Genomic DNA, 18,397 nt, shown 5'->3' on the forward strand with positions numbered 1-18,397 from the left:
CCCGGCGCGCCCTACCAGGTCGAGATGACGGCGGACTTCCACGCCTATCGCCGCGACGTCGCCTGGCTGCCGGCCGAGGAGGCGCCGATCGCGCCGCTGCTGCCCGACCTGTCGTTCCTGCCGGACAAGCAGCGCTGGGGCTATCCCTTCCGCCGCGGCTGCTTCGCCGTGCCCGAGGCCGATTTCCGCCGGATCGCGGCGGCGATGGGAGCGGCAGTCGACGGAGACGGCTCGTGACTACGGACTGGACCGGCATCACCCGCCATGCCGGGCCGGAGGACAGCCCCGGCTTCCTGCTCTGGCAGGCCTCGACCGCCTGGCGCCGGGCGGTCGAGGCGGCCCTGGCGCCGCTCGGCCTCACCCACCCGCAATTCGTGGTGCTGGCCGTCACCGGCTGGCTGACGCGGGAGGGGGCGGCGGTGACCCAGATCGAGATCGCGCGCTTCATCCGGCTCGACGCCAACACCGTGTCGCAGGTGCTGCGCGGGCTGGAGGGCCGCGGCCTGGTCAGCCGCCGCCGCGGCGCCGACGACCGGGCCAAGACCCCGGTGCCGACGGTGGAAGGGCAGGCGCTGCTGCGCCAGGCGGTGCCGGCGGTGGAAGCGGCGGATGCGGCCTTCTTTGCCCGGCTCGGCGACCGCGCGGCAGAGGCGATGGCGTTGCTGCGGGAGCTGGCCCTCGGCTAACGGGCCGGTGTCACCACAGGAATGGCACCAGCCGGGCGGTGCTCCTGGCGTAGGCGGCATAAGCCGGGCCGAAGGCGTCGCGCATGAACCGCTCCTCGATCACGATCTTGCGGATGAAGGCGCCGGCCATCAGCGCCAGGGCGATCAGCGCGCTCCAGCTGTCGATGGCCACGACCGTGCCCAGCGCCGCCAGCAGCACGCCGGTGTAGATCGGATGGCGGACCAGGCCGTAGGGGCCGCTGCGGATCAGCTCGTGGTCCTGCTTCAGGGTGACCGTGGCGCTCCAGTTCCCGGCCAGGTGCAGCCGGGCCCAGACGGCGAAGCCGAGGCCGGCCGCGACCAGCAGCGCGCCGACGGGGGCAAAGCCCGCCTGCCGTGCCAGGATCGGGGCGCCCAGGCCGGGGCCCAGCAGGTCGGGCTGGAGGAACAACGTCACCGCCAGGACCAGCGGCAGGATATGGGACACGCGCGACGCCACCGATTCCCGGCGCTGCGCCTGCTTGGTGCCGAAGGCGGCAACACGCCAGTAGATGAGCCACGCGCCCCAAAGGCCGGTGATCACATAGGCCACGGTCTTCTCCGCGTTCATCCCCCGCGGCGATGCTAGCCCGGATGCGAGCGGCCGGTCGAGCGCAGGTCTGCGTTCAAGTGAGGGGCCGTTACGCCGGCTCCCGCGACGACTGACGCCTCAGCAGCCGCAGATCGCCGCGATGCGCCGGCCCAGCGCCTCCAGCCCGTGGTCGCGGATGCCCAGCCCGACCAGGTGGTCGAAGGTCGACCGGAAATATTCGGCGCAGCTGCCCAGCTGGCCGCCGGCCTGGGCCAGCACTCGCGCCGTTTCCTCCTCCGACAACCGGCCGGCATAGCGCGGCTGGGCCCGGTTGATGGTGAAGGTGATGGCCCGCACCGGCCCGTCCGCCGTCGCCGCGGTGACCCAGCGCGGGGTGTAGGAGGCGGTGACCATCTCGCGCCGCCAGATCAGGTCCAGCTCCTCCGCCACCGCTGCGGCGGCGATGCGAAAGACCACGCCGCGGCAGGTGCCGCCGCGGTCCAGCCCCAGCACCAGCCCCGGCCGCTCCGGCGTGCCGCGGCCCAGCGCGGTCCACAGGCAGAAGCGGCGGTGCCAGCCATGGATCATCCCGGTCCGCCGCTCGACGAAATGGAAGGCCGGGTTCCAGATCAGCGAGCCATAGGCGAAGACCCAGACATCGCCGGTCGCGCCCTCGGCCGCCAGCATCGCCCGCTGCGATGCGGCCAGATCCTCGAAGGACAGCACCTGCGCCGTGGGGTCGCCGGCGATGATCATCCGCTGCAGCACGCCGCTTTTCAGCGTCTCGCGGGTGATGGCCGTGGTCTGGACGGCCGATGGGGCGTCGCTCACGGCGTCTCCCAACGGCTGGAATGGGCCGAGCGGAACACCGCGTCGATCACCCGCATGTTGGCCAGGGTGTTCTCCAGCGGCACCGGCTGCTCGCCCCCGTCCAGGATCGATTCGGCGAAGGCGGTGGCGGCGACGCCGTACTGGTCGCAGGCCGGGATCTCGATCGCCTTGATGCCCTCGCCGAACAGGCTCGACCCGTCATCCAGCAGCAGGCGGCAGGGCCGGTCGTTCGGGGCGTTGAACGGAATCTCGACCTCGATCCGCCCCTTGGTGCCCAGGAACTGCATGCGCTGGTAGCCGGGAATCTGGGTGGAATAGACGAAGCTGGCCTGGATGCCGTCGAAATCCAACAGGGCGCTGCCCAGCCGGTCGACCTTGAACACCGGGTCGCGGTCCAAGAGCGCGACGACGCGGCGCGGCTCCCGCCCGGTGATGAAGCGCGCTGTCGTGATCGGGTAGCAGCCGATGTCCAGCAGGCCGCCGCCGCCGATATCCGGCTTGTTGCGGATGTTATTGGGGTCGATGTTGCGGTAGGTGAAGGTGCCGGTGATGGCGCGCAGCTCGCCGATCGTGCCGTCCTGGATCAACTCGCGCACCCGCAGCCATTGCGGGTGGGTGCGGACCATGAACGCCTCCTGGATGCGGCGGCCGCTGCGGTCGCGCGCCGCGATCAGCTGCTTCGCTTCCTCGGCGTTCAGCCCGATCGGCTTCTCTCACAGCACGTGCTTGCCGGCCTCGACTGCCTTGATCGTCCATTCGACATGTAAATGGTTCGGCAGCGGGATGTAGACAGCATCGATCTCCGGGTCCGCCAGCAGCGCCTCGTAGCTGTCATAGGCCACGGGCAGGCCGTATTTCTCGGCGGCGGCGGCGGCTTTCCCGGCCGAGCGCGAGGCGATGGCCTTGACCCGGCAATGCCGCGCCCGTGTCATCGGTGGCACGACCTTGTCGTTGATCTTGGCGGCGCCCAGCACGCCCCAGACGATCGTTCCTTCGGCCACGCCGTTCTCCTTTTCGCAAAAGCCCGACTTTTCGCAAATCCAAGCGATCCTAAATCGTCTTGTGACGGACGAGGAGCGCTCAGGGCGCAGGCAAAGGATGCGGCTCGGGCGACCCGGCCAGCGCCGCGACCGGTTCCAGGTCGGCGACGGCACACAGCCGCTGCACCACCGCGGCGCGGGGCGAGGCGACCTCGCCATGCTCATAGGCCACGACCTGCAGCCGGCCGGCGACGGCCGCCAGCAGCTCGCCGGCCTGCAGCAGATGGCCCGGGGTGGCGGGGCGGCCGAAGCGCTGCTGGCCCTGGCCGAAGGTCTCGTAGATCAGGACCCCGCCGGGGGCCAGGGCATCGATCAGCACGGGCAGCAGCGGCCGATGCAGGTAGTTGGTGACGACGATCCCGGCGAAGCGGCGCCCGGCGAAGGGCCAGGGCCCGGCCTCGATATCCGCCTGCAGGATCTCGACACCGTCGAAGCCGACCCCCGGCGCATCGGGTCCCGCCAGGTCGGCCACGCCCTGCAGGTCGATGTCGACCCCGGCGACGGCGTGGCCGTGGGCCCGGAAATGGCGCAGGTGGCGGCCGCTGCCGCAGGCCAAATCCAGCATGGGTGCCGTCTTCGGCACCAGCGGCGCAAATCGCGCCACCCAGGCGGAAACAGGGGGGATATGCAGCGTGGGCGCAGGTGGAAGTGTCATTTTCTTTGCGGCTGACCGGTGGACCATCGTATGACAATTGTGGAGCATGGAACGCGAATGATCCTGTACGAATTGCGATGCGAGGCCGGTCACGGCTTCGAGGCCTGGTTCCGGAACAGCGGCACCTATGACACCCAGGTGGCGGCCGGTGAGGTCAATTGCCCGGTCTGCGGCAGCAGCGCGGTGGAAAAGGCGCTGATGGCGCCGGCGATCGCCAAGCGGCCGGCCGAGGACGGCAAGGCGCGGCGGCCCCACACCACCATGGCCGATGCGCGCCGCGAGCTCGAGGCCCTGCGCCAGAAGATCGAGGAGAATTGCGAGTATGTCGGCGACCGTTTCGCCGATGAAGCCCGCAAGATCCACTACGAGGAAGCGGCGCATCGCGACATCTATGGCGAGGCGACCGAGACCGAAGCCCGCGAGCTGGAGGAAGAGGGGATCGGCGTCGCCCGCATTCCCTGGGTATCCCGCACCGACTCCTGAGGCCGAGACCGCCCGCCGCCTCTCGTCCCGCCGACGCTTTCCCGGCCCCTGCCATGCGGTGATGCCTTGTCACCGTCTGCGCTTGCCGCTACTGGGTTATGTGTCGGCGATCGGCCGCGACCCGGCCGTATGGTGGCCGGCAACGTGCCCACGACGAACGGCGCGGGACGATGAATTTTTGTTTTTTATCAAATTACTATCGGACGCTGTTTTTCGAGAGGGTTGCCCGTGGCCTGGCCGGGCAGGGCATCAACGTGTTCTGGATCGCGGCGAGCCGGAGATGGGCGGATGAGCTGATCCGCCGGGGCACGAAGCCGGAGCGGATCCTGTGCCTGGCGGATTTCCGCGCGGAATGGCTGGGGGCGGCCCCGGCGCCCGATGCCGACGACCCGCATCTGGCGCGGCTTGAACAATCGGGCGTCAGCGCCAACGAAATCATCCTGATGGACCGGCAGCTGCGCAGGCGGCCCCACGCGAAGACCTACCTGGCGGTGATTGCGCGCGAGATCGCCCGCTTCATCGCCGAAAACGAGATCCATGCTGCCTTCGGCGAGGAGACCTGGGGCTTCGAACTGGTCACGGCGCTGCTCTGCGCCGTGGACGGCCGGGATTATCTCGCGCCCTTCACCGTCCGGGCCCCGTCCGAGCGCTTCGCCTTCTTCCGCGGCATCGCGATGGCGGAGGTGGTCGAATTCGGCGCCGCTGACGACGACGACCGTCGCATGGCGGGGGAACTGCTGGAGTCGCTGAAATCCCGCGCCCACCGGCCCTACTATTTCCACATCCACAACAAGGTCCGCCATGTCCGCCGCCACTGGTTCGGCGAAGGCGCGCGGCAGCTGTTCTCGCGGCAGACGGCGGGGGACGAGACCCTGCCGGGGATCCGCAGCCGCTTCGGCTGGCGCTTCATGCGCAGCATCAACACCTATCGGGTGCGGTGGCGCAGGCCGTTCGTGCGCGACGGCATCCCGGGCGAGCGGCCGTTCGTGCTGGTGACGCTGCACATGCAGCCGGAGGCGTCGATCGATGTGCTGGCCGGCCGCAACGCCGACCAGGTCGAGAATATCCGCGCCCTGTCGCGGCTGATCCCGCATGGCTGGGAGATCTACGTCAAGGAACACTCCAACGCCATCGGCGTCCGGTCGCCGCGCGACTATGACGAGCTGCGGCGCATCCCGGGCGTGCGCCTGATTGATCCCCATGCCGACACTTTCCGGCTGGTGGAGGCGGCGCAGCTGGTGCTGTCGCCCTCGGGCACCGTGTCCTTCGAGGCGGCCCTGCTCGGCCGCAAGGCGGCAACCCTGGCGCCGATGTATTTCGAACCGGTGATGAATCCGGGAACCATCGACCTGTCGGTGCTGGACCGGGCCTCGTTCGAGCGCCTGCTGCACCGCGAGGGTCGCGAGGGGCTGATGGAGCCGCTGGCGTTCCTGAGCTGGCTGCATGCACAATCCTTTCCGGGCCGGGTCGGTGACCCGGTGCATGATCCGGGCAGCATGACCGATGAGAACGTCGCTGCGGTGGTCGATGGCTTCATGGCGCTGGCCCGGCTGAAGGGCGTGCGTCAACAACCGAATGCGAGTGCGGCATGACCGTGACAACCCCGGGCCTTCTCGACGTGTCGCCTGCGGCGACCCCGGCTCCGGCCTCGCACGGCAGGCGGACCGACGCGACCTTCATGCTGGACGTGCTGGCGGCCAGCTGGGCTTATGGCTGGCTGGTGGCACTGGTGGTGGCGATCGCGATCGGCCTGGGGGTGGCCTGGATCACCCAGTCGCCCATCCGCTACACCTCTCGGCTGATCGTCATGCCGACCGAGGCGTCGCAGCAGCTGTCGGACCTGTTGCGCAACTCGGGCGGGTCGGGGCTGGCGAGTTCGCTGGGAAGCCTCGCCGGCAGCGAGCAGGTCACCTATTTCGACCGGTTCTCCAAGCAGTTGACGTCGGTCGGCACGGGCGGGGCGCTGAAGGCGCATCCCGGCCTGGTCGAAAGCCTGATGGATCTGCGCTGGAACAACGAGAAGAAGATCTGGGAAAGCACGTCGATCGTCACGCCGATCAAGGCGGCGCTGGGCCTGGACACGACGGCCGACACCAGTGCCCAGGCGGTTGCAGAATACCTGCGCAAGAACCTCAGCCAGGAACAGGATCGGGACACCCCGATCACGACCCTGTCGATCGACGCGCAGGACGCCGAGGTAGCGCGCCAGACGCTGGCCAACATCTACCAGTACGCCGACGACCAGATCAAACAGGCCACCTACCAGCAGACGCAGAGCAAGCTCGAATATCTGCAGCGCCGGCTGCAGAGCGTCACCGTCAACGACTACCGGCAGACGCTGATCGGGCTGATCCTGGACCAGGAGAAGATCCTGATGCTGATCCAGCCCAACCTGCCCTTCGGCGCGCAGACCCTGGAACAGCCCGAAATCCTGTCGGAGCCGAGTTCGCCCAAGAAGGGGCGGATCCTGGTGCTGGCCGTGGTGATCGGCCTGGTGATCGGGTCGGGCATCGCCTACCGCCTGGACCGCAAGCGCCGGGTGTAATCGCCCGGAGTGGCGGGGGCGCGGCCCGGGCCGCGCCCCCGGGAGCACGGCGTTGCCGCGCCTCCGGCTCAGCCGAGTGCGGCGGTCAGACGGGCGTCCGAAACGCGCGTGGTCTTGACCAGATCGCGCAAGCCCTCCTCGATGGTCCATTTCGGCGCCCAGTCCAACGTGGCGCGGATCTTTGCCGTGTCGGCCGACAGCGACGGCCGGTCGAATTTGCGGAACTGCTTTTGGTCCTCGACGATCGCCCGCCGATCGCCCTCGAGCCGTTTGATGATCTCGACCACGCTGCGCACCGGCGTCGCGATGGACGAGGCGACGTTGAACACCTCGAACCGGCCGGTATCCTTGAACAAGGCGGCGATTGCGGCGTCAACGATGTCGTAGATATGGATGAAGTCGCGAGTGGCGCCGAGATAGCCCATGCGAATCTCGGGCTGTGACTTGTCGCGCACGCGTTTCAGCGCATCGGGGATCAGGTGCGGGTTGGTCTCGCCCGGCCCGAAGGCATTGGCGAAGCGCAGGGCCACGCCGGACAGCCGGTCGTTGCCCCGCGTCGCGTAGGCGAGCAGGTTTTCGCCCAGCAGCTTGGACAGGCCGTAGGCATTGACCGGCGCCGCCGGATCGACCTCCCGATGCACGCGGTCGACCGGGGCGTAGAAGTCCATCGTCGAGGCGAAGACGACCTTGCGCGCCGGCGTCCGCTCCAGCGCCCGCAGCACCAGCTCGGTGCCCCGGACATTGGTGGCGAAAGTCTCGTCGGGGTGGCTCATGCAATAGGGAATGAAGTGGATCGCGGCGAAATGGATGGCCCCGTCAGGCTGGAACGCCTCGACCGCGTCCGTCAGGTCGCCGCTGGCGCAGGTGCCGATGTTCAGCCGCTTGAGGACCGTCGTTTCGGGCAGGGTGCTTTCACGGCCGAAGGACAGGTTGTCGATCGCCAGGATCTCGTGCCCATCCCGCGCCAGGCGCCGGGTGATCTGGCTGCCGATGAACCCCGCAGCCCCGGTGATCAGGATGCGCATGAATCCTGAACCTTCGCCTTGGAAATATCATAACCGGCTCGGCTCTCGATCTGATGCGCGAGGGTCTGCCAATCCAGTTCATCGGCGCGGGACAGGCCCTGCCGTGAGAAATCATCCCATCGATCCGCGGCGGCGCTCAGCCCGCCGGCAAAGGCGTCGATATCAGGGGCGGTGACCACGCCGCAGCCATAATGCGACACCACCCCGCTGGTGCCGTTCTCCGGGAAGGCTGCGGTCACGACGGGCAGGCCGCTGGCCATCGCCTCGGCCACGATGCGCGGAAAGCCCTCGCGCCGGCTGCTGATCGCCAGCAGGCGGGCCGAAGCCAACAGCTCGATCTTCTGCCGGTCGGTGACCGGGCCGAGGATGCGGATCTGGCCGGCGACGGGCGAGGCGGCGGCGTGCGCGCGCAGGGCCGCCAGTTCCGGCCCGTCGCCGGCGATCAGCAGCTCGTCCGGGCCGAGGGGGCCGGACCCGTTGTGCCCCGCCGCCTTCAGCCGGGCGAAGGCATCGACCAGGAAGCCCAGGTTCTTGTGTTCGGTGATGCGGCCGAGATACAGGATGCCGTGCCGCTCGGCCGCCGGCAGGCCGTGATAGGCTGACCGGCGGATGCCGCTGGGGATGTAGAAGACCGGGCGGCCGGACGCGGCGCCGATCTGCTCGCACACCGCCAGGCCCACCCCCATGTTCTGTCCGCTCAGCCGCGGCAGCATGCGCTGCATCAGGCGGTAGAAGCCGGCCTCACGCACCTCGCACCAATCCAGGATGGCACGCTGCCGCGACCGGCGCGGGGCGAAGGCGATGTGGGCCAGCGGCCATTGGTTGAACAGGGTCAGGTCGAAATCGCGGGCCTTCAGCACCCGGCGCACGCGATGGGCGTATTTCAGGATCGTAATCGGGTTTCGCGGCAGCAGCCGGGATTGCGGTCGCTGGTAATGTTCGTCGACGGGGAACCGGTGGACCTCAATGCCGCATACTGTTTCATCCGTGGGCAGATCTCGATGATGGGCAATGCAGTAGACAGAGACATCATGCCCGCGCTCGTGTAATACTTGCGCAAGTTCAGCAAAACGTACTTCCTGGCCCCCAATGCTCGGCGGATACAACTCGGTAAAAATCCCGATATTCATGCGAGCTCACCAGATCATTCATAAAAATATGATGGGCCTATGCAATTTTCTTCGAATATTAGAGACCTGAAACCGCAGGTGCAATCGGCAATGCCGGGCCGGACATAAACAGCCTAGGGGCCCGGGAGCAGGATTACCGGGGTGTCGTCTCCGGCCGTTGCGGCCAGGCGTCGAGCCACAGCTGCTCCGCCAGCGCCTCCCTGAAATTGTGCTGCGGCGCATAGCCCAGGATGCGCCGGGCTGCTTCGATCGAATAGACCCGGTCGATCGAGGCGGGCAGCTGCCAGCCGAGCTGGCGGTAGGCGCCTTCGAGGAAGGGATGGCGCCGGCGCAGGACCGGCACCGGATCGCGCCGCAGCTGCCGGCAATCCTCCCGGGCGAAGGCGCTGTCGGCGGCGATGTTCAGGACATGGGTGCCGCCGCCTGGATCCTGGCCGACGGTGCTTCCGGCAGCGAGGATATGGCCGGCAGCGAGGATATGCGCGGCGGCGACGTCGCGCAGGTCGACCCCGCGATACAGCCGGTCGTTGACCGCCTGGTTCGGCGGGACCGGGAAGAACCGGCCGCAGCGCAGGATCATGCAGCCATCCGGGAACCCGTCCGCCGCGGCCAGCACCAGGGCTTCGGCGTCGTGCTTGGTCTCCTCGTACAGCGTCTCCGGCGCCGCCGGCAGCGTCTCGGTCACCCAGACGGCCTCCTCGGCGGCCCGGATGGCGCCGCCATAGAGGGCGGTGGTGCTGGTCAGCACCAGGCGCCGCACCCCGGCCGCGCGGGCTGCCGCGATCACCGCCGCGGTGCCGCCGACATTGACCTGCCGCATCCGGTCGGTCGAGGCCGGTGCGCCCGGGCCGCCATTCAGCCCGGCGGTATGGATGACCGCGCGGGCGCCGCGGAAGGCCCGGGCCAGGGTCGCCTGGTCCAGGATGTCGGCGCGGTGGGTGACGGTCGGCGCCTCGACCCGGTCGATCCCGGCCATCGGGCCGGTCAGCAGCAGCGAGGTGACGATGCGCGACCCGAGATAGCCGGCGCTGCCCGTCACGACGATCATCGGGGCACCACGATCACGGGGGCACCAGGATCATGTCACCGGGCCGCGGTCAGGATGTAGTTGACGGCCAGGGCCTGCGACGCCAGCCGCCAGGTGCCGTCGCGGGGATCCGGCACCATGCCGGCGATGTCGTGCACCGCCAGCCCGGCCCGGCGCAGCGCCGCCGCCAGCTCATGCGGTTTCAGGAACTTCTTCCAGTCATGGGTGCCGCGCGGGATCATCCGCAGCACCACCTCCGCCCCGAGGATGGCGACCACCCAGCTCCGCCGGGTGCGGTTCAGGGTCGACATGACGAGCGTGCCGCCCGGGCGCAGCAGGCCGGACAAAGCGCCGCAGAAGGCGTCGACATCGGCGACATGCTCGACGATCTCCAGCGCCAGCACCGCGTCGAACCGCGCGCCGGAGGCGGCGAGATCCTCCGCGCTGGTGCAGCGATAGTCGATGTCGAGGCCGGACTCCGCCGCGTGGGCGCGGGCGACGCCGATCGCCTCGGCCCCGGCATCGACGCCGGTGACCTGGGCGCCCAGCCGGGCCATCGGCTCCGACAGCAGGCCGCCGCCGCAGCCGACGTCGAGAATCTTCAGCCCGGCCAACGGTTTCGGCGCCAGCGGGTCACGGCCCAGCCGGGCGCAGATCCGGTCCCTGACATAGCCGATCCGCAGCGGATTCATCCGGTGCAGCGGCCGGGCAGCGCCATCCTGGTCCCACCATTCCGCCGCCATCGATTCGAAGCGGGCGATCTCGGCGGAATCGATCGTCGCCGCCGGGCTTTGCGCCATCGGGAAAAGTCCTCGCGTCTGAGTTGCGTCGGTGCCGGTGACGCAGTATGGGTAGCGGGCTTCACGGCCGCAATGGCGGCATACCCGCGTGGGGCATCCCTGTCACTGCAAACCGCGGCGGCCGATGGCGCGCATTGTTCAGAAGTTTGGCGGCACGTCGGTCGCCGATGTCGAGCGGATCAAGAATGTCGCGCGCCGCGTCCAGGCGGAGGTCGCGCGCGGCAACCAGGTGGCTGTGGTGGTGTCGGCGATGACCGGCGTCACCAACCAGCTGGTGAAGTACTGCAACGACATCGCGCCCCTGCATGATCCGCGCGAATACGATGCCGTGGTCGCCTCGGGCGAACAGGTGACATCGGGCCTGTTGGCGCTTGCGCTGCAGGAGATCGGCCTGCCGGCGCGGTCCTTCCAGGGCTGGCAGGTGGCGATCCACACCGACAGCGCGCATGCCAAGGCCCGGATCCTCGACATCGACGCGAAGCAGATCGAGGAGTCGATGGCGCGCGGCGAGGTCGCTGTGATCGCCGGCTTCCAGGGCGTCGCGTCCTCCGGCCGGATCACCACGCTCGGCCGCGGCGGCTCGGACACCTCGGCGGTGGCGCTGGCCGCGGCGCTGAAGGCGGATCGCTGCGACATCTACACCGATGTCGATGGCGTCTACACCTGCGATCCGCGGATCGTGCGCAAGGCGCGGAAGCTCGATAAGATCACGTATGAAGAGATGCTGGAGATGGCGTCGCTCGGCGCCAAGGTCCTGCAGACCCGTTCGGTCGAGATGGCGATGAACCATCGCGTCCGGGTCCAGGTCCTGTCCAGCTTCGAAGACGTGCCCGGAACCCTGGTGGTGGACGAGGACGAGATCGTGGAGAAAGAGGTCGTCAGCGGGATCGCGTACAGCCGTGACGAGGCGAAGATCACCGTGGTGCGCGTGCCGGACCGGCCGGGCGTTGCGGCTTCGATCTTTGGGCCGCTGACCGATGCCAATATCAATGTCGACATGATCGTCCAGAACATCTCCGAGGACGGCCAGGCGACGGATCTCACCTTCACCGTCGGCAAGGCGGATCTGGAACGCGCGGTCAAGGTGCTGTCCCAGTTCAAGGACGGGCTGGGCTACAGCCACCTGATCCCCGACGAGAACGTGGTGAAGATCTCGGTGATCGGCGTCGGCATGCGCAGCCATGCCGGCGTCGCCCAGCGCATGTTCAAGGCGTTGGCCGAGAACGGGATCAACATCCAGGTGATCTCGACCTCGGAGATCAAGATCAGCGTGCTGGTCGCCGAGCAGTACACCGAGCTGGCGGTCCGCGCGCTCCACACTGCCTACGGCCTGGACAAGGCCTGATGGGGCCGGCCTGATGACCCGGCCGGCGGGAGGACCCGCCCCGGGCATCGGCCCGTCGCGCCGGCTGTTGGCCCGCCTGCGCGACGTCATGGCGGGGTCGGGCACCGCGCAGTCGCGCCTCGACAAGATCGTCACCCTGATCGCGGCCGAGATGGTGGCCGAAGTCTGCTCCTGCTACGTCTCCCGCCCGGGCGACGTGCTGGAGCTGTTCGCAACCATCGGCCTCAACCCCGACGCCGTGCACCGCACCCGGCTGCGGGTCGGGGAGGGTCTGGTCGGCGAGGTCGCGGCGTCGGCCCGGTCGCTCGCCATCGCCAACGCGCCCAGCCATCCGAAATTCGCCTATCGCCCGGAAACCGGCGAAGACCCGTATGAATCGTGGATGGGCGTGCCGATCCTGCGCGGCGGCAAGGTCCGTGGCGTGCTGATCATCCAGAATCAGATGCGGCGCAACTATTCCGAGGATGAGGTCGAGACGCTCGAGACCATCGCCATGGTGGTGGCCGAGCTGATCGTCGGCGGCGAGATCGCGCGCCCGGGCGAGGTGGCCAGCCCGACCGCCGTGTCGCTGCCCACCCGGCTGCACGGCCTCGCCCTCAGCGGCGGCCTGGCCCAGGGGCTGGCGGTGCTGCACCGGACCCAGATCACCGTGCGGCAGATGATCGCCGACGATCCGGTGGCCGAAATCGAGCGGTTGCGCCAGGCGGTCGAGCACATGCACCGGTCGCTCGACGACCTGGTGGCCGACCACCGCGCCGGCGGCATCGGCGAGGGCGAGGACATCCTCGAGACCTATCGTATGTTCGCCGAGGATCGCGGCTGGCTGAACCGGATCCACGAGGCGATCGACACCGGCCTGTCGGCCGAGGCCGCGGTGCAGCGGGTGCAGAACGACATGGCGGCCCGCATGGCGCGGGTCAACGACCCCTATCTGCGCGAGCGGATGGCCGATTTCGACGACCTGGCCAACCGCCTGCTGCTGCACTTGGCCGGCCGCACCTCCGCCGCGGCACTCGGCACCCTGCCGGACGACATGATCCTGATCGCCCGCGCCATCGGCCCGGCGGAACTGCTGGACTACGACCGGCGCAAGCTGCGCGGCCTGGTGCTGGAAGAAGGGTCGGCCACCAGCCATGTCGCGATCATCGCCCGTGCCCTCGATATCCCGGTGGTCGGCCGCTGCATCGAGGCGATGCGGCTGATCGAGCCGCTGGACCCGATCGTCGTCGACGGCGACCACGGCAACGTCTTCGTCCGCCCGTCGGAAGACGTGATCGACACCATCACCAAGGCGATCCAGACCCAGGTCGGCCAGCGTCGCCTCTATGCCGAAGAGGCGCGGCTGCCGGCGGTGACGCAGGACGGCGTGGCGGTGTCGCTGATGCTGAATGCCGGCCTCTTGTCCGACATGCCGCATCTCGATGCGGTCGGGGCCGACGGCATCGGCCTGTACCGCACCGAGATCCCGTTCATGGTGCGGTCGGAATATCCCAGCGTCGCCACCCAGACCGATCTTTACGCCCGGGTCATCGACCTGGCGGAAGGCCGGCCGGTGGTGTTCCGCACCCTCGATGTCGGCGGCGACAAGCGGCTGCCCTATTTCGCCGAGATGGATGAGGAGAACCCGGCGCTGGGCTGGCGCGCCATCCGCATCGGCCTCGACCGCCCGGCGATGCTGCGGCAGCAGCTGCGGGCGCTGATCCAGGGCGCCGCCGGGCGCCCGTTCGGGGTGATGTTCCCGATGGTCTCCGATGTCGGTGAGCTGGACGCCGCCAAGGGCCTGTTCGACCGCGAGCTGGCCCGGGCCGCGGCGCGGGACGTGCCGGTGTCGCCCGAGATCAGCGTCGGCGTGATGATCGAGGTGCCGTCGCTGCTGTGGCAGCTCGACCAGGTGCTCGGAGTCGCGGACTTCGTTTCGGTCGGATCGAACGACCTGATGCAGTATCTCTATGCCGCCGACCGCACCAACACCCGCGTGGCGCAGCGCTACGACACGCTGTCGCCCGGCCTGCTCGCGGCGCTGGCCGAGGTGGTGTCCCGCGGCAACGCCGTCGGCCGCAAGGTCAGCCTATGTGGCGAGATGGCGTCGCGGCCGATCGAGGCTATGACGTTGCTGGGATTAGGATTTCGCACCTTGTCGATGCCGGCCACCGCGATCGGTGCCGTCCGCACCATGGTTCGCAGCCTGGATCTCGACCCGTTCTCCAGCTGGCTGGCCGATGTGCGGACCGGGGCGCGGGGATCGCTGCGCCCGTTGATTCGGGCCTATGCACGGGACCACGATGTCATAATATAATGTGACGTAGGCCCGGATTCGTTTTGCCGTCCGGGCGGAATCGTCTAAATAAAGATCATCGTCTTCGTCGTGGGGGGAGTGGGCCTCGACAACATGACAGGGCGACAAGCGGACGTTCATCTGCAACATTATCGGTCAGCACGAAGCGGCTCGAAGACATGGCCCAGAGCAACCGCAAACATCTTTCCGTGGTGCATGAAGAATCGGGGGCCGGCGACGGCTTGCCTGAGGATGCAACGGCGGATGACGTGATCGACATGAACGCCCCGGTCGGCCGGATTCTGGCCCAGGCCCGCGAACAGACGGGTTACTCCCTGTTCGACGTCGCCGCGACCCTGCGCATTCGCCACGCCCTGTTGCGTGCGATCGAGGAAGGGCGCCACGAGGACCTTCCCGGACCGGTCTACGCCATCGGCTTCGTCCGCACCTATGCGGAATTCCTCGGCTTCGACGGCGACCAGATGGTCGCGCGCTTCAAGCAGGAATCGACCGTCGTCGAGAAGAAGCCGAACCTCGTCTTCCCGGCGCCGGTGCCCGAAGGCAGCCGCATCCCGGGCGGTGCCATCCTGATGATCGCGGTGCTGATCGGCGGCCTGTCCTACGCCGGCTGGTACTATCTTTCCTCCGCCAACCGTGACGTCGCGGCCGAGATCGCGGCGCTGCCGGAGCGGTTCACCGCCCTGCTGGACGGCAATCCGCAGCCTTCGGCCAATCCGGGCCCGGTGGTGCAGCCGGCCGCCCCGAACGACAGCGCCCCCGCTTTGCAGACGGCCCTGACGCCGGCCGAACCCGGCCCCGGCGAACGGATGACCGCCGGCCCCGTGGTTCCGGGCCCGACCGCGCCGGCGGGCACGCCGGCTTTGGCCACCCCGGCCGAAACCCAGACCGCCGCCCTCGCCATTCCCGCGGTTCCGCCCGCAATTCCGTCCCTGGCCGACCGGCCGCTGGGCGCTGCCCTGGCGAACGAGCCGCCGGCCGCGGCCCTGCCGGCGCCGGCGGCGGGCGACGGCCACATCGTGCTGCGTGCCACCGCCGACAGCTGGGTCCAGGTCCGCGACCGCCAGGGCGGGCTGGTGATGACCCGGGTGATGGCCGCGGGCGAGACCTACAATGTGCCGCCGACCGACGGCCAGCGCCTGACCACCGGCAATGCCGGCGGCCTGCAGATCGAGGTCGACGGCCAGCCCGGCCAGTCGCTCGGCGCCCCGGGCCAGGTCGTGCGCAACATCGTGCTCGACGCGCAGAAGCTCCGCGGCGGCCAGCCGGCCGTGAATTGACCTGGTCGATGGATTGACCCTGGGCGGCCCCGGCCGCGGGGCCTTCGCCCCGGTCGGATCCCGCCGGATTTGGGATGCGGCCCACGCCGGGCTATCATGCGTTTGGTCGCATCGGCACCCTGTGGATTGCAGGAACGCCGCTGTCGGGCCATGTTGTCGCGAAACAAACGCCGTATCACCCAAGGTCCTGTCATGAGCGCCGTCCGCGCCTATCGCCAGATCGAACGCCGGAAATCCCGCCTGATCCATGTCGGCAAGGTGCCGGTTGGTGGCGACTCACCGATCACGGTGCAGTCGATGACCAACACCCGGACGACGGATATCCAGGGCACGATCGATCAGATCCGTCAGCTCGAGATCGCCGGGGCGGACATCGTCCGCGTCTCCTGCCCGGACGAGGAATCCAGCGCCGCGCTGAAGTTCATCGTGCCGGAAGTGACCGTGCCGATCGTGGCGGACATCCACTTCCACTATAAGCGCGGCATCGAGGCGGCCCAGAACGGTGCCGCCTGCCTGCGCATCAACCCCGGCAACATCGGCTCGAAGGAGCGGGTGGCGGAGGTGGTGCGGGCCGCCAAGGACAATGGCTGCTCGATGCGGATCGGCGTCAATGCCGGCTCGCTGGAGCGGGAGCTGCTGGAGAAGTACGGCGAGCCCTGTCCGGAGGCGATGGTCGAATCGGCCCTCAACCACATCCGGATCCTCGAGGATCACGACTTCTTCAACTTCAAGATCTCGTGCAAGGCGTCGGACGTGTTCCTCGCCGTCGCCGCCTACCAGGCGCTGGCCGAGGCCTGCGACTACCCCTTGCACATCGGCGTGACCGAGGCCGGCGGCCTGCGCAGCGGCACGGTGAAGTCGTCGGTCGGCCTGGGCATGCTGCTGTGGGCCGGCATCGGCGACACGGTGCGGGTCTCGCTCTCCGCCGACCCGGTGGAAGAGATCAAGGTCGGCTTCGACCTGCTGAAGTCGCTTGGCCTGCGCCACCGCGGCGTCAACATCATCTCCTGCCCGTCCTGCGCCCGGCAGCAATTCGACGTCATCAAGACGGTCGAGGTGCTGGAACAGCGCCTGTCGCATATCACCACACCGATGACCGTTTCGGTGATCGGCTGCGTCGTCAATGGCCCGGGCGAAGCGACGATGACCGACATCGGCTTCACCGGCGGCGGCAAGGGCACGCATCAGGTCTACATCAACGGCCTGCCGAATCACCGGCTGAAGGATGAGGGCATCGTCGATCACCTGGTCTCGCTGGTCGAGGACAAGGCCCGGCAGATCGATGCCGAGCGGGCGGAAGCCGAAGCAGCGGCGGCCCAGGCGGCGGAATGAAATCGATCATCGATCGGGCTGCGGAATGAAGCGGCGCCTGTCCGGCCGCTAGCGGGCCTTCAATCCGTGCTGCCGTCGCCCGATTGATCCGTGTTCCTGCGCCCTGAGAATTCCGTGCATCTCGACGAAAACCTGAATCGTGTCCTGTCCCGCGTCGCGGAGCTGCGCGACGGCATGGGCACCGGCAAGCTGACGCCGGACCAGTTCACCGCCTTCTCCAAGGAATATTCCGAGCTCGAGCCGATCGCCGAGGAGATCTCGGCGCTGCACCGCGCCCGGGCGGAGCTGGCCGAGCTGGAAACCATGGTGGCGGCCGAGACCGATCCGGAGATGCGCAGCCTGGCGCAGGACGAGCTGTTCACCCTGCGCGATTCCCTGCCGGGGCTGGAGCGGCGGGTGCAGGTCCTGCTGCTGCCCAAGGACGAGGCGGACGACCGCAACGCCATTCTCGAAGTCCGGGCCGGCACCGGCGGCGACGAGGCGGCGCTGTTCGCCGCCGATCTGTTCCGGATGTACCAGCGCTATGCCGCGATCCGCGGCTGGCGCTTCGAGGTGCTCGACATCGCCGAGACGCCGCTGGGCGGCTACAAGGAAGCGTCGGCGGAGATCAACGGCCGCAGCGTCTTCGCCCGGCTGAAATTCGAAAGTGGCGCGCACCGCGTCCAGCGCGTGCCGGAGACCGAGACCCAGGGCCGCATCCACACCTCCGCCGCCACCGTGGCGGTGCTGCCGGAGGCGGAGGAGGTCGACATCCAGATCGACGACAAGGATCTGCGGATCGACGTGTTCCGGGCCCAGGGCGCCGGCGGCCAGCACGTCAACAAGACCGAAAGCGCCGTCCGCATCACCCATCTCGCCACCGGCATCGTGGTGGTGATGCAGGACGAGAAATCGCAGCACAAGAACCGCGCCAAGGCGATGAAGATCCTGCGCGCCCGGCTGTACGAGGCCGAACGGGCTGCGAAGGACGCGGTGCGCGCCGCCGACCGCAAGAGCCAGGTCGGCTCCGGCGACCGGTCGGAACGGATCCGCACCTACAATTTCCCGCAGGGGCGCGTGACCGACCACCGCATCAACCTGACCCTCTACAAGATCGAGCGGGTGCTGGCGGGCGAAGCGCTGGACGAGCTGGTCGAGGCGCTGATCGCCGAAGACGAAGCCGCCCGCCTCGCCGCGCTGGCCGACCAGCCCTGAGCATGGCGACCGAAGGCCTGCCTGGGCATTCCCGTCTCGACGGCCGCAATCCCTTCAAGTCCCCCATCCCCCAGCGGGAGGGGGGTAGTGGGAGGGGGCTGCGCGCGTCCGCGCGCGAACGAGTCCGACCCTTCGGGTCAAACCACAACACGTCATCTCAGGCTCCGGCGTCGACAACCTC

At 68.7% G+C, this 18,397-nt stretch carries 19 protein-coding genes; 10 read left to right on the plus strand and 9 right to left on the minus strand.

The annotated features are described in order from the left end of the window. On the plus strand, positions 1-237 hold a 237-nt coding region (locus AC3XYG_RS30080; protein ID WP_489143557.1), incomplete at its 5' end, for an EVE domain-containing protein. Continuing rightward, entirely contained in the window at positions 234-686 is a 453-nt protein-coding gene (locus tag AC3XYG_RS30085) for a MarR family winged helix-turn-helix transcriptional regulator (protein ID WP_489143558.1), read from the plus strand. The genes AC3XYG_RS30080 and AC3XYG_RS30085, both read left to right, overlap by 4 nt. A gap of 10 nt (positions 687-696) precedes the next feature. Here AC3XYG_RS30085 and AC3XYG_RS30090 read toward each other — a convergent pair whose 3' ends face one another. The 5 genes from AC3XYG_RS30090 to AC3XYG_RS30110 form a co-directional block, all read right to left on the minus strand. Further along, on the minus strand, positions 697-1,257 hold the full coding sequence (locus AC3XYG_RS30090) for a methyltransferase family protein (RefSeq protein ID WP_489143559.1): 561 nt from the start codon (positions 1,255-1,257) through the stop codon (positions 697-699). A gap of 117 nt (positions 1,258-1,374) precedes the next feature. Further along, complete coding sequence (locus AC3XYG_RS30095; protein ID WP_489143560.1) at positions 1,375-2,067, minus strand: gamma-glutamylcyclotransferase; 693 nt, start codon at positions 2,065-2,067, stop codon at positions 1,375-1,377. After that, the gene (locus AC3XYG_RS30100; RefSeq protein ID WP_489143561.1) at positions 2,064-2,693 is read right to left on the minus strand and encodes a Gfo/Idh/MocA family protein; all 630 of its coding nucleotides are present in this window, start codon (positions 2,691-2,693) and stop codon (positions 2,064-2,066) included. Before AC3XYG_RS30100 ends, AC3XYG_RS30095 begins: the two co-directional genes overlap by 4 nt. Positions 2,694-2,780: 87 nt before the next feature. Further along, positions 2,781-3,068 carry a Gfo/Idh/MocA family protein gene (locus AC3XYG_RS30105; RefSeq protein ID WP_489143562.1) on the minus strand — a complete coding sequence of 96 codons (288 nt, stop codon included), beginning with the start codon at positions 3,066-3,068 and terminating at the stop codon, positions 2,781-2,783. 79 nt (positions 3,069-3,147) lie between these two features. Then, on the minus strand, positions 3,148-3,789 hold the full coding sequence (locus tag AC3XYG_RS30110) for a class I SAM-dependent methyltransferase (protein WP_489143563.1): 642 nt from the start codon (positions 3,787-3,789) through the stop codon (positions 3,148-3,150). Positions 3,790-3,819: 30 nt separating this feature from the next. Here AC3XYG_RS30110 and AC3XYG_RS30115 point away from each other — a divergent pair, with 30 nt between their 5' ends. From AC3XYG_RS30115 to AC3XYG_RS30125, 3 genes are all read left to right on the plus strand, one after another. Then, complete coding sequence (locus AC3XYG_RS30115) at positions 3,820-4,245, plus strand: DUF1178 family protein (protein ID WP_489143564.1); 426 nt, start codon at positions 3,820-3,822, stop codon at positions 4,243-4,245. Positions 4,246-4,499: 254 nt separating this feature from the next. Next, a complete protein-coding gene (locus AC3XYG_RS30120) occupies positions 4,500-5,837 on the plus strand; it encodes a hypothetical protein (protein WP_489143565.1) in 1,338 nt (445 codons plus the stop codon). Next, positions 5,834-6,790, plus strand: coding sequence for a hypothetical protein (locus tag AC3XYG_RS30125; protein WP_489143566.1), 957 nt, complete (start codon positions 5,834-5,836; stop codon positions 6,788-6,790). Before AC3XYG_RS30120 ends, AC3XYG_RS30125 begins: the two co-directional genes overlap by 4 nt. Positions 6,791-6,858: 68 nt before the next feature. Here AC3XYG_RS30125 and AC3XYG_RS30130 read toward each other — a convergent pair whose 3' ends face one another. The 4 genes from AC3XYG_RS30130 to ubiG all read right to left on the minus strand — a co-directional run bounded on the left by AC3XYG_RS30130 (position 6,859) and on the right by ubiG (position 10,772). Next, positions 6,859-7,815, minus strand: coding sequence for an NAD-dependent epimerase/dehydratase family protein (locus tag AC3XYG_RS30130; protein WP_489143567.1), 957 nt, complete (start codon positions 7,813-7,815; stop codon positions 6,859-6,861). Beyond that, on the minus strand, positions 7,803-8,945 hold the full coding sequence (locus AC3XYG_RS30135; protein WP_489143568.1) for a glycosyltransferase family 4 protein: 1,143 nt from the start codon (positions 8,943-8,945) through the stop codon (positions 7,803-7,805). Before AC3XYG_RS30135 ends, AC3XYG_RS30130 begins: the two co-directional genes overlap by 13 nt. Positions 8,946-9,078: 133 nt before the next feature. Continuing rightward, positions 9,079-9,993, minus strand: coding sequence for an NAD-dependent epimerase/dehydratase family protein (locus AC3XYG_RS30140; RefSeq protein WP_489143569.1), 915 nt, complete (start codon positions 9,991-9,993; stop codon positions 9,079-9,081). A gap of 35 nt (positions 9,994-10,028) precedes the next feature. Next, positions 10,029-10,772, minus strand: coding sequence for a bifunctional 2-polyprenyl-6-hydroxyphenol methylase/3-demethylubiquinol 3-O-methyltransferase UbiG (gene ubiG / locus AC3XYG_RS30145; RefSeq protein WP_489143570.1), 744 nt, complete (start codon positions 10,770-10,772; stop codon positions 10,029-10,031). Between the two features lie 124 nt (positions 10,773-10,896). Here ubiG and AC3XYG_RS30150 point away from each other — a divergent pair, with 124 nt between their 5' ends. The 5 genes from AC3XYG_RS30150 (at position 10,897) to prfA (ending at position 18,216) form a co-directional block, all read left to right on the plus strand. Beyond that, entirely contained in the window at positions 10,897-12,117 is a 1,221-nt protein-coding gene (locus AC3XYG_RS30150) for an aspartate kinase (RefSeq protein WP_489143571.1), read from the plus strand. Positions 12,118-12,130: 13 nt separating this feature from the next. Then, complete coding sequence (gene ptsP, locus AC3XYG_RS30155; RefSeq protein WP_489143572.1) at positions 12,131-14,413, plus strand: phosphoenolpyruvate--protein phosphotransferase; 2,283 nt, start codon at positions 12,131-12,133, stop codon at positions 14,411-14,413. A gap of 158 nt (positions 14,414-14,571) precedes the next feature. After that, on the plus strand, positions 14,572-15,690 hold the full coding sequence (locus AC3XYG_RS30160; RefSeq protein ID WP_489143573.1) for a RodZ domain-containing protein: 1,119 nt from the start codon (positions 14,572-14,574) through the stop codon (positions 15,688-15,690). A gap of 192 nt (positions 15,691-15,882) precedes the next feature. Further along, positions 15,883-17,022 carry a flavodoxin-dependent (E)-4-hydroxy-3-methylbut-2-enyl-diphosphate synthase gene (ispG, locus tag AC3XYG_RS30165; protein WP_489143574.1) on the plus strand — a complete coding sequence of 380 codons (1,140 nt, stop codon included), beginning with the start codon at positions 15,883-15,885 and terminating at the stop codon, positions 17,020-17,022. Positions 17,023-17,136: 114 nt separating this feature from the next. Continuing rightward, positions 17,137-18,216: a peptide chain release factor 1 gene (prfA, locus tag AC3XYG_RS30170; protein ID WP_489143575.1), complete on the plus strand. Its 1,080-nt coding sequence runs from the start codon at positions 17,137-17,139 to the stop codon at positions 18,214-18,216. Positions 18,217-18,397 lie beyond the last annotated feature (181 nt).

It is taken from the genome of Inquilinus sp. (genome assembly GCF_057815775.1).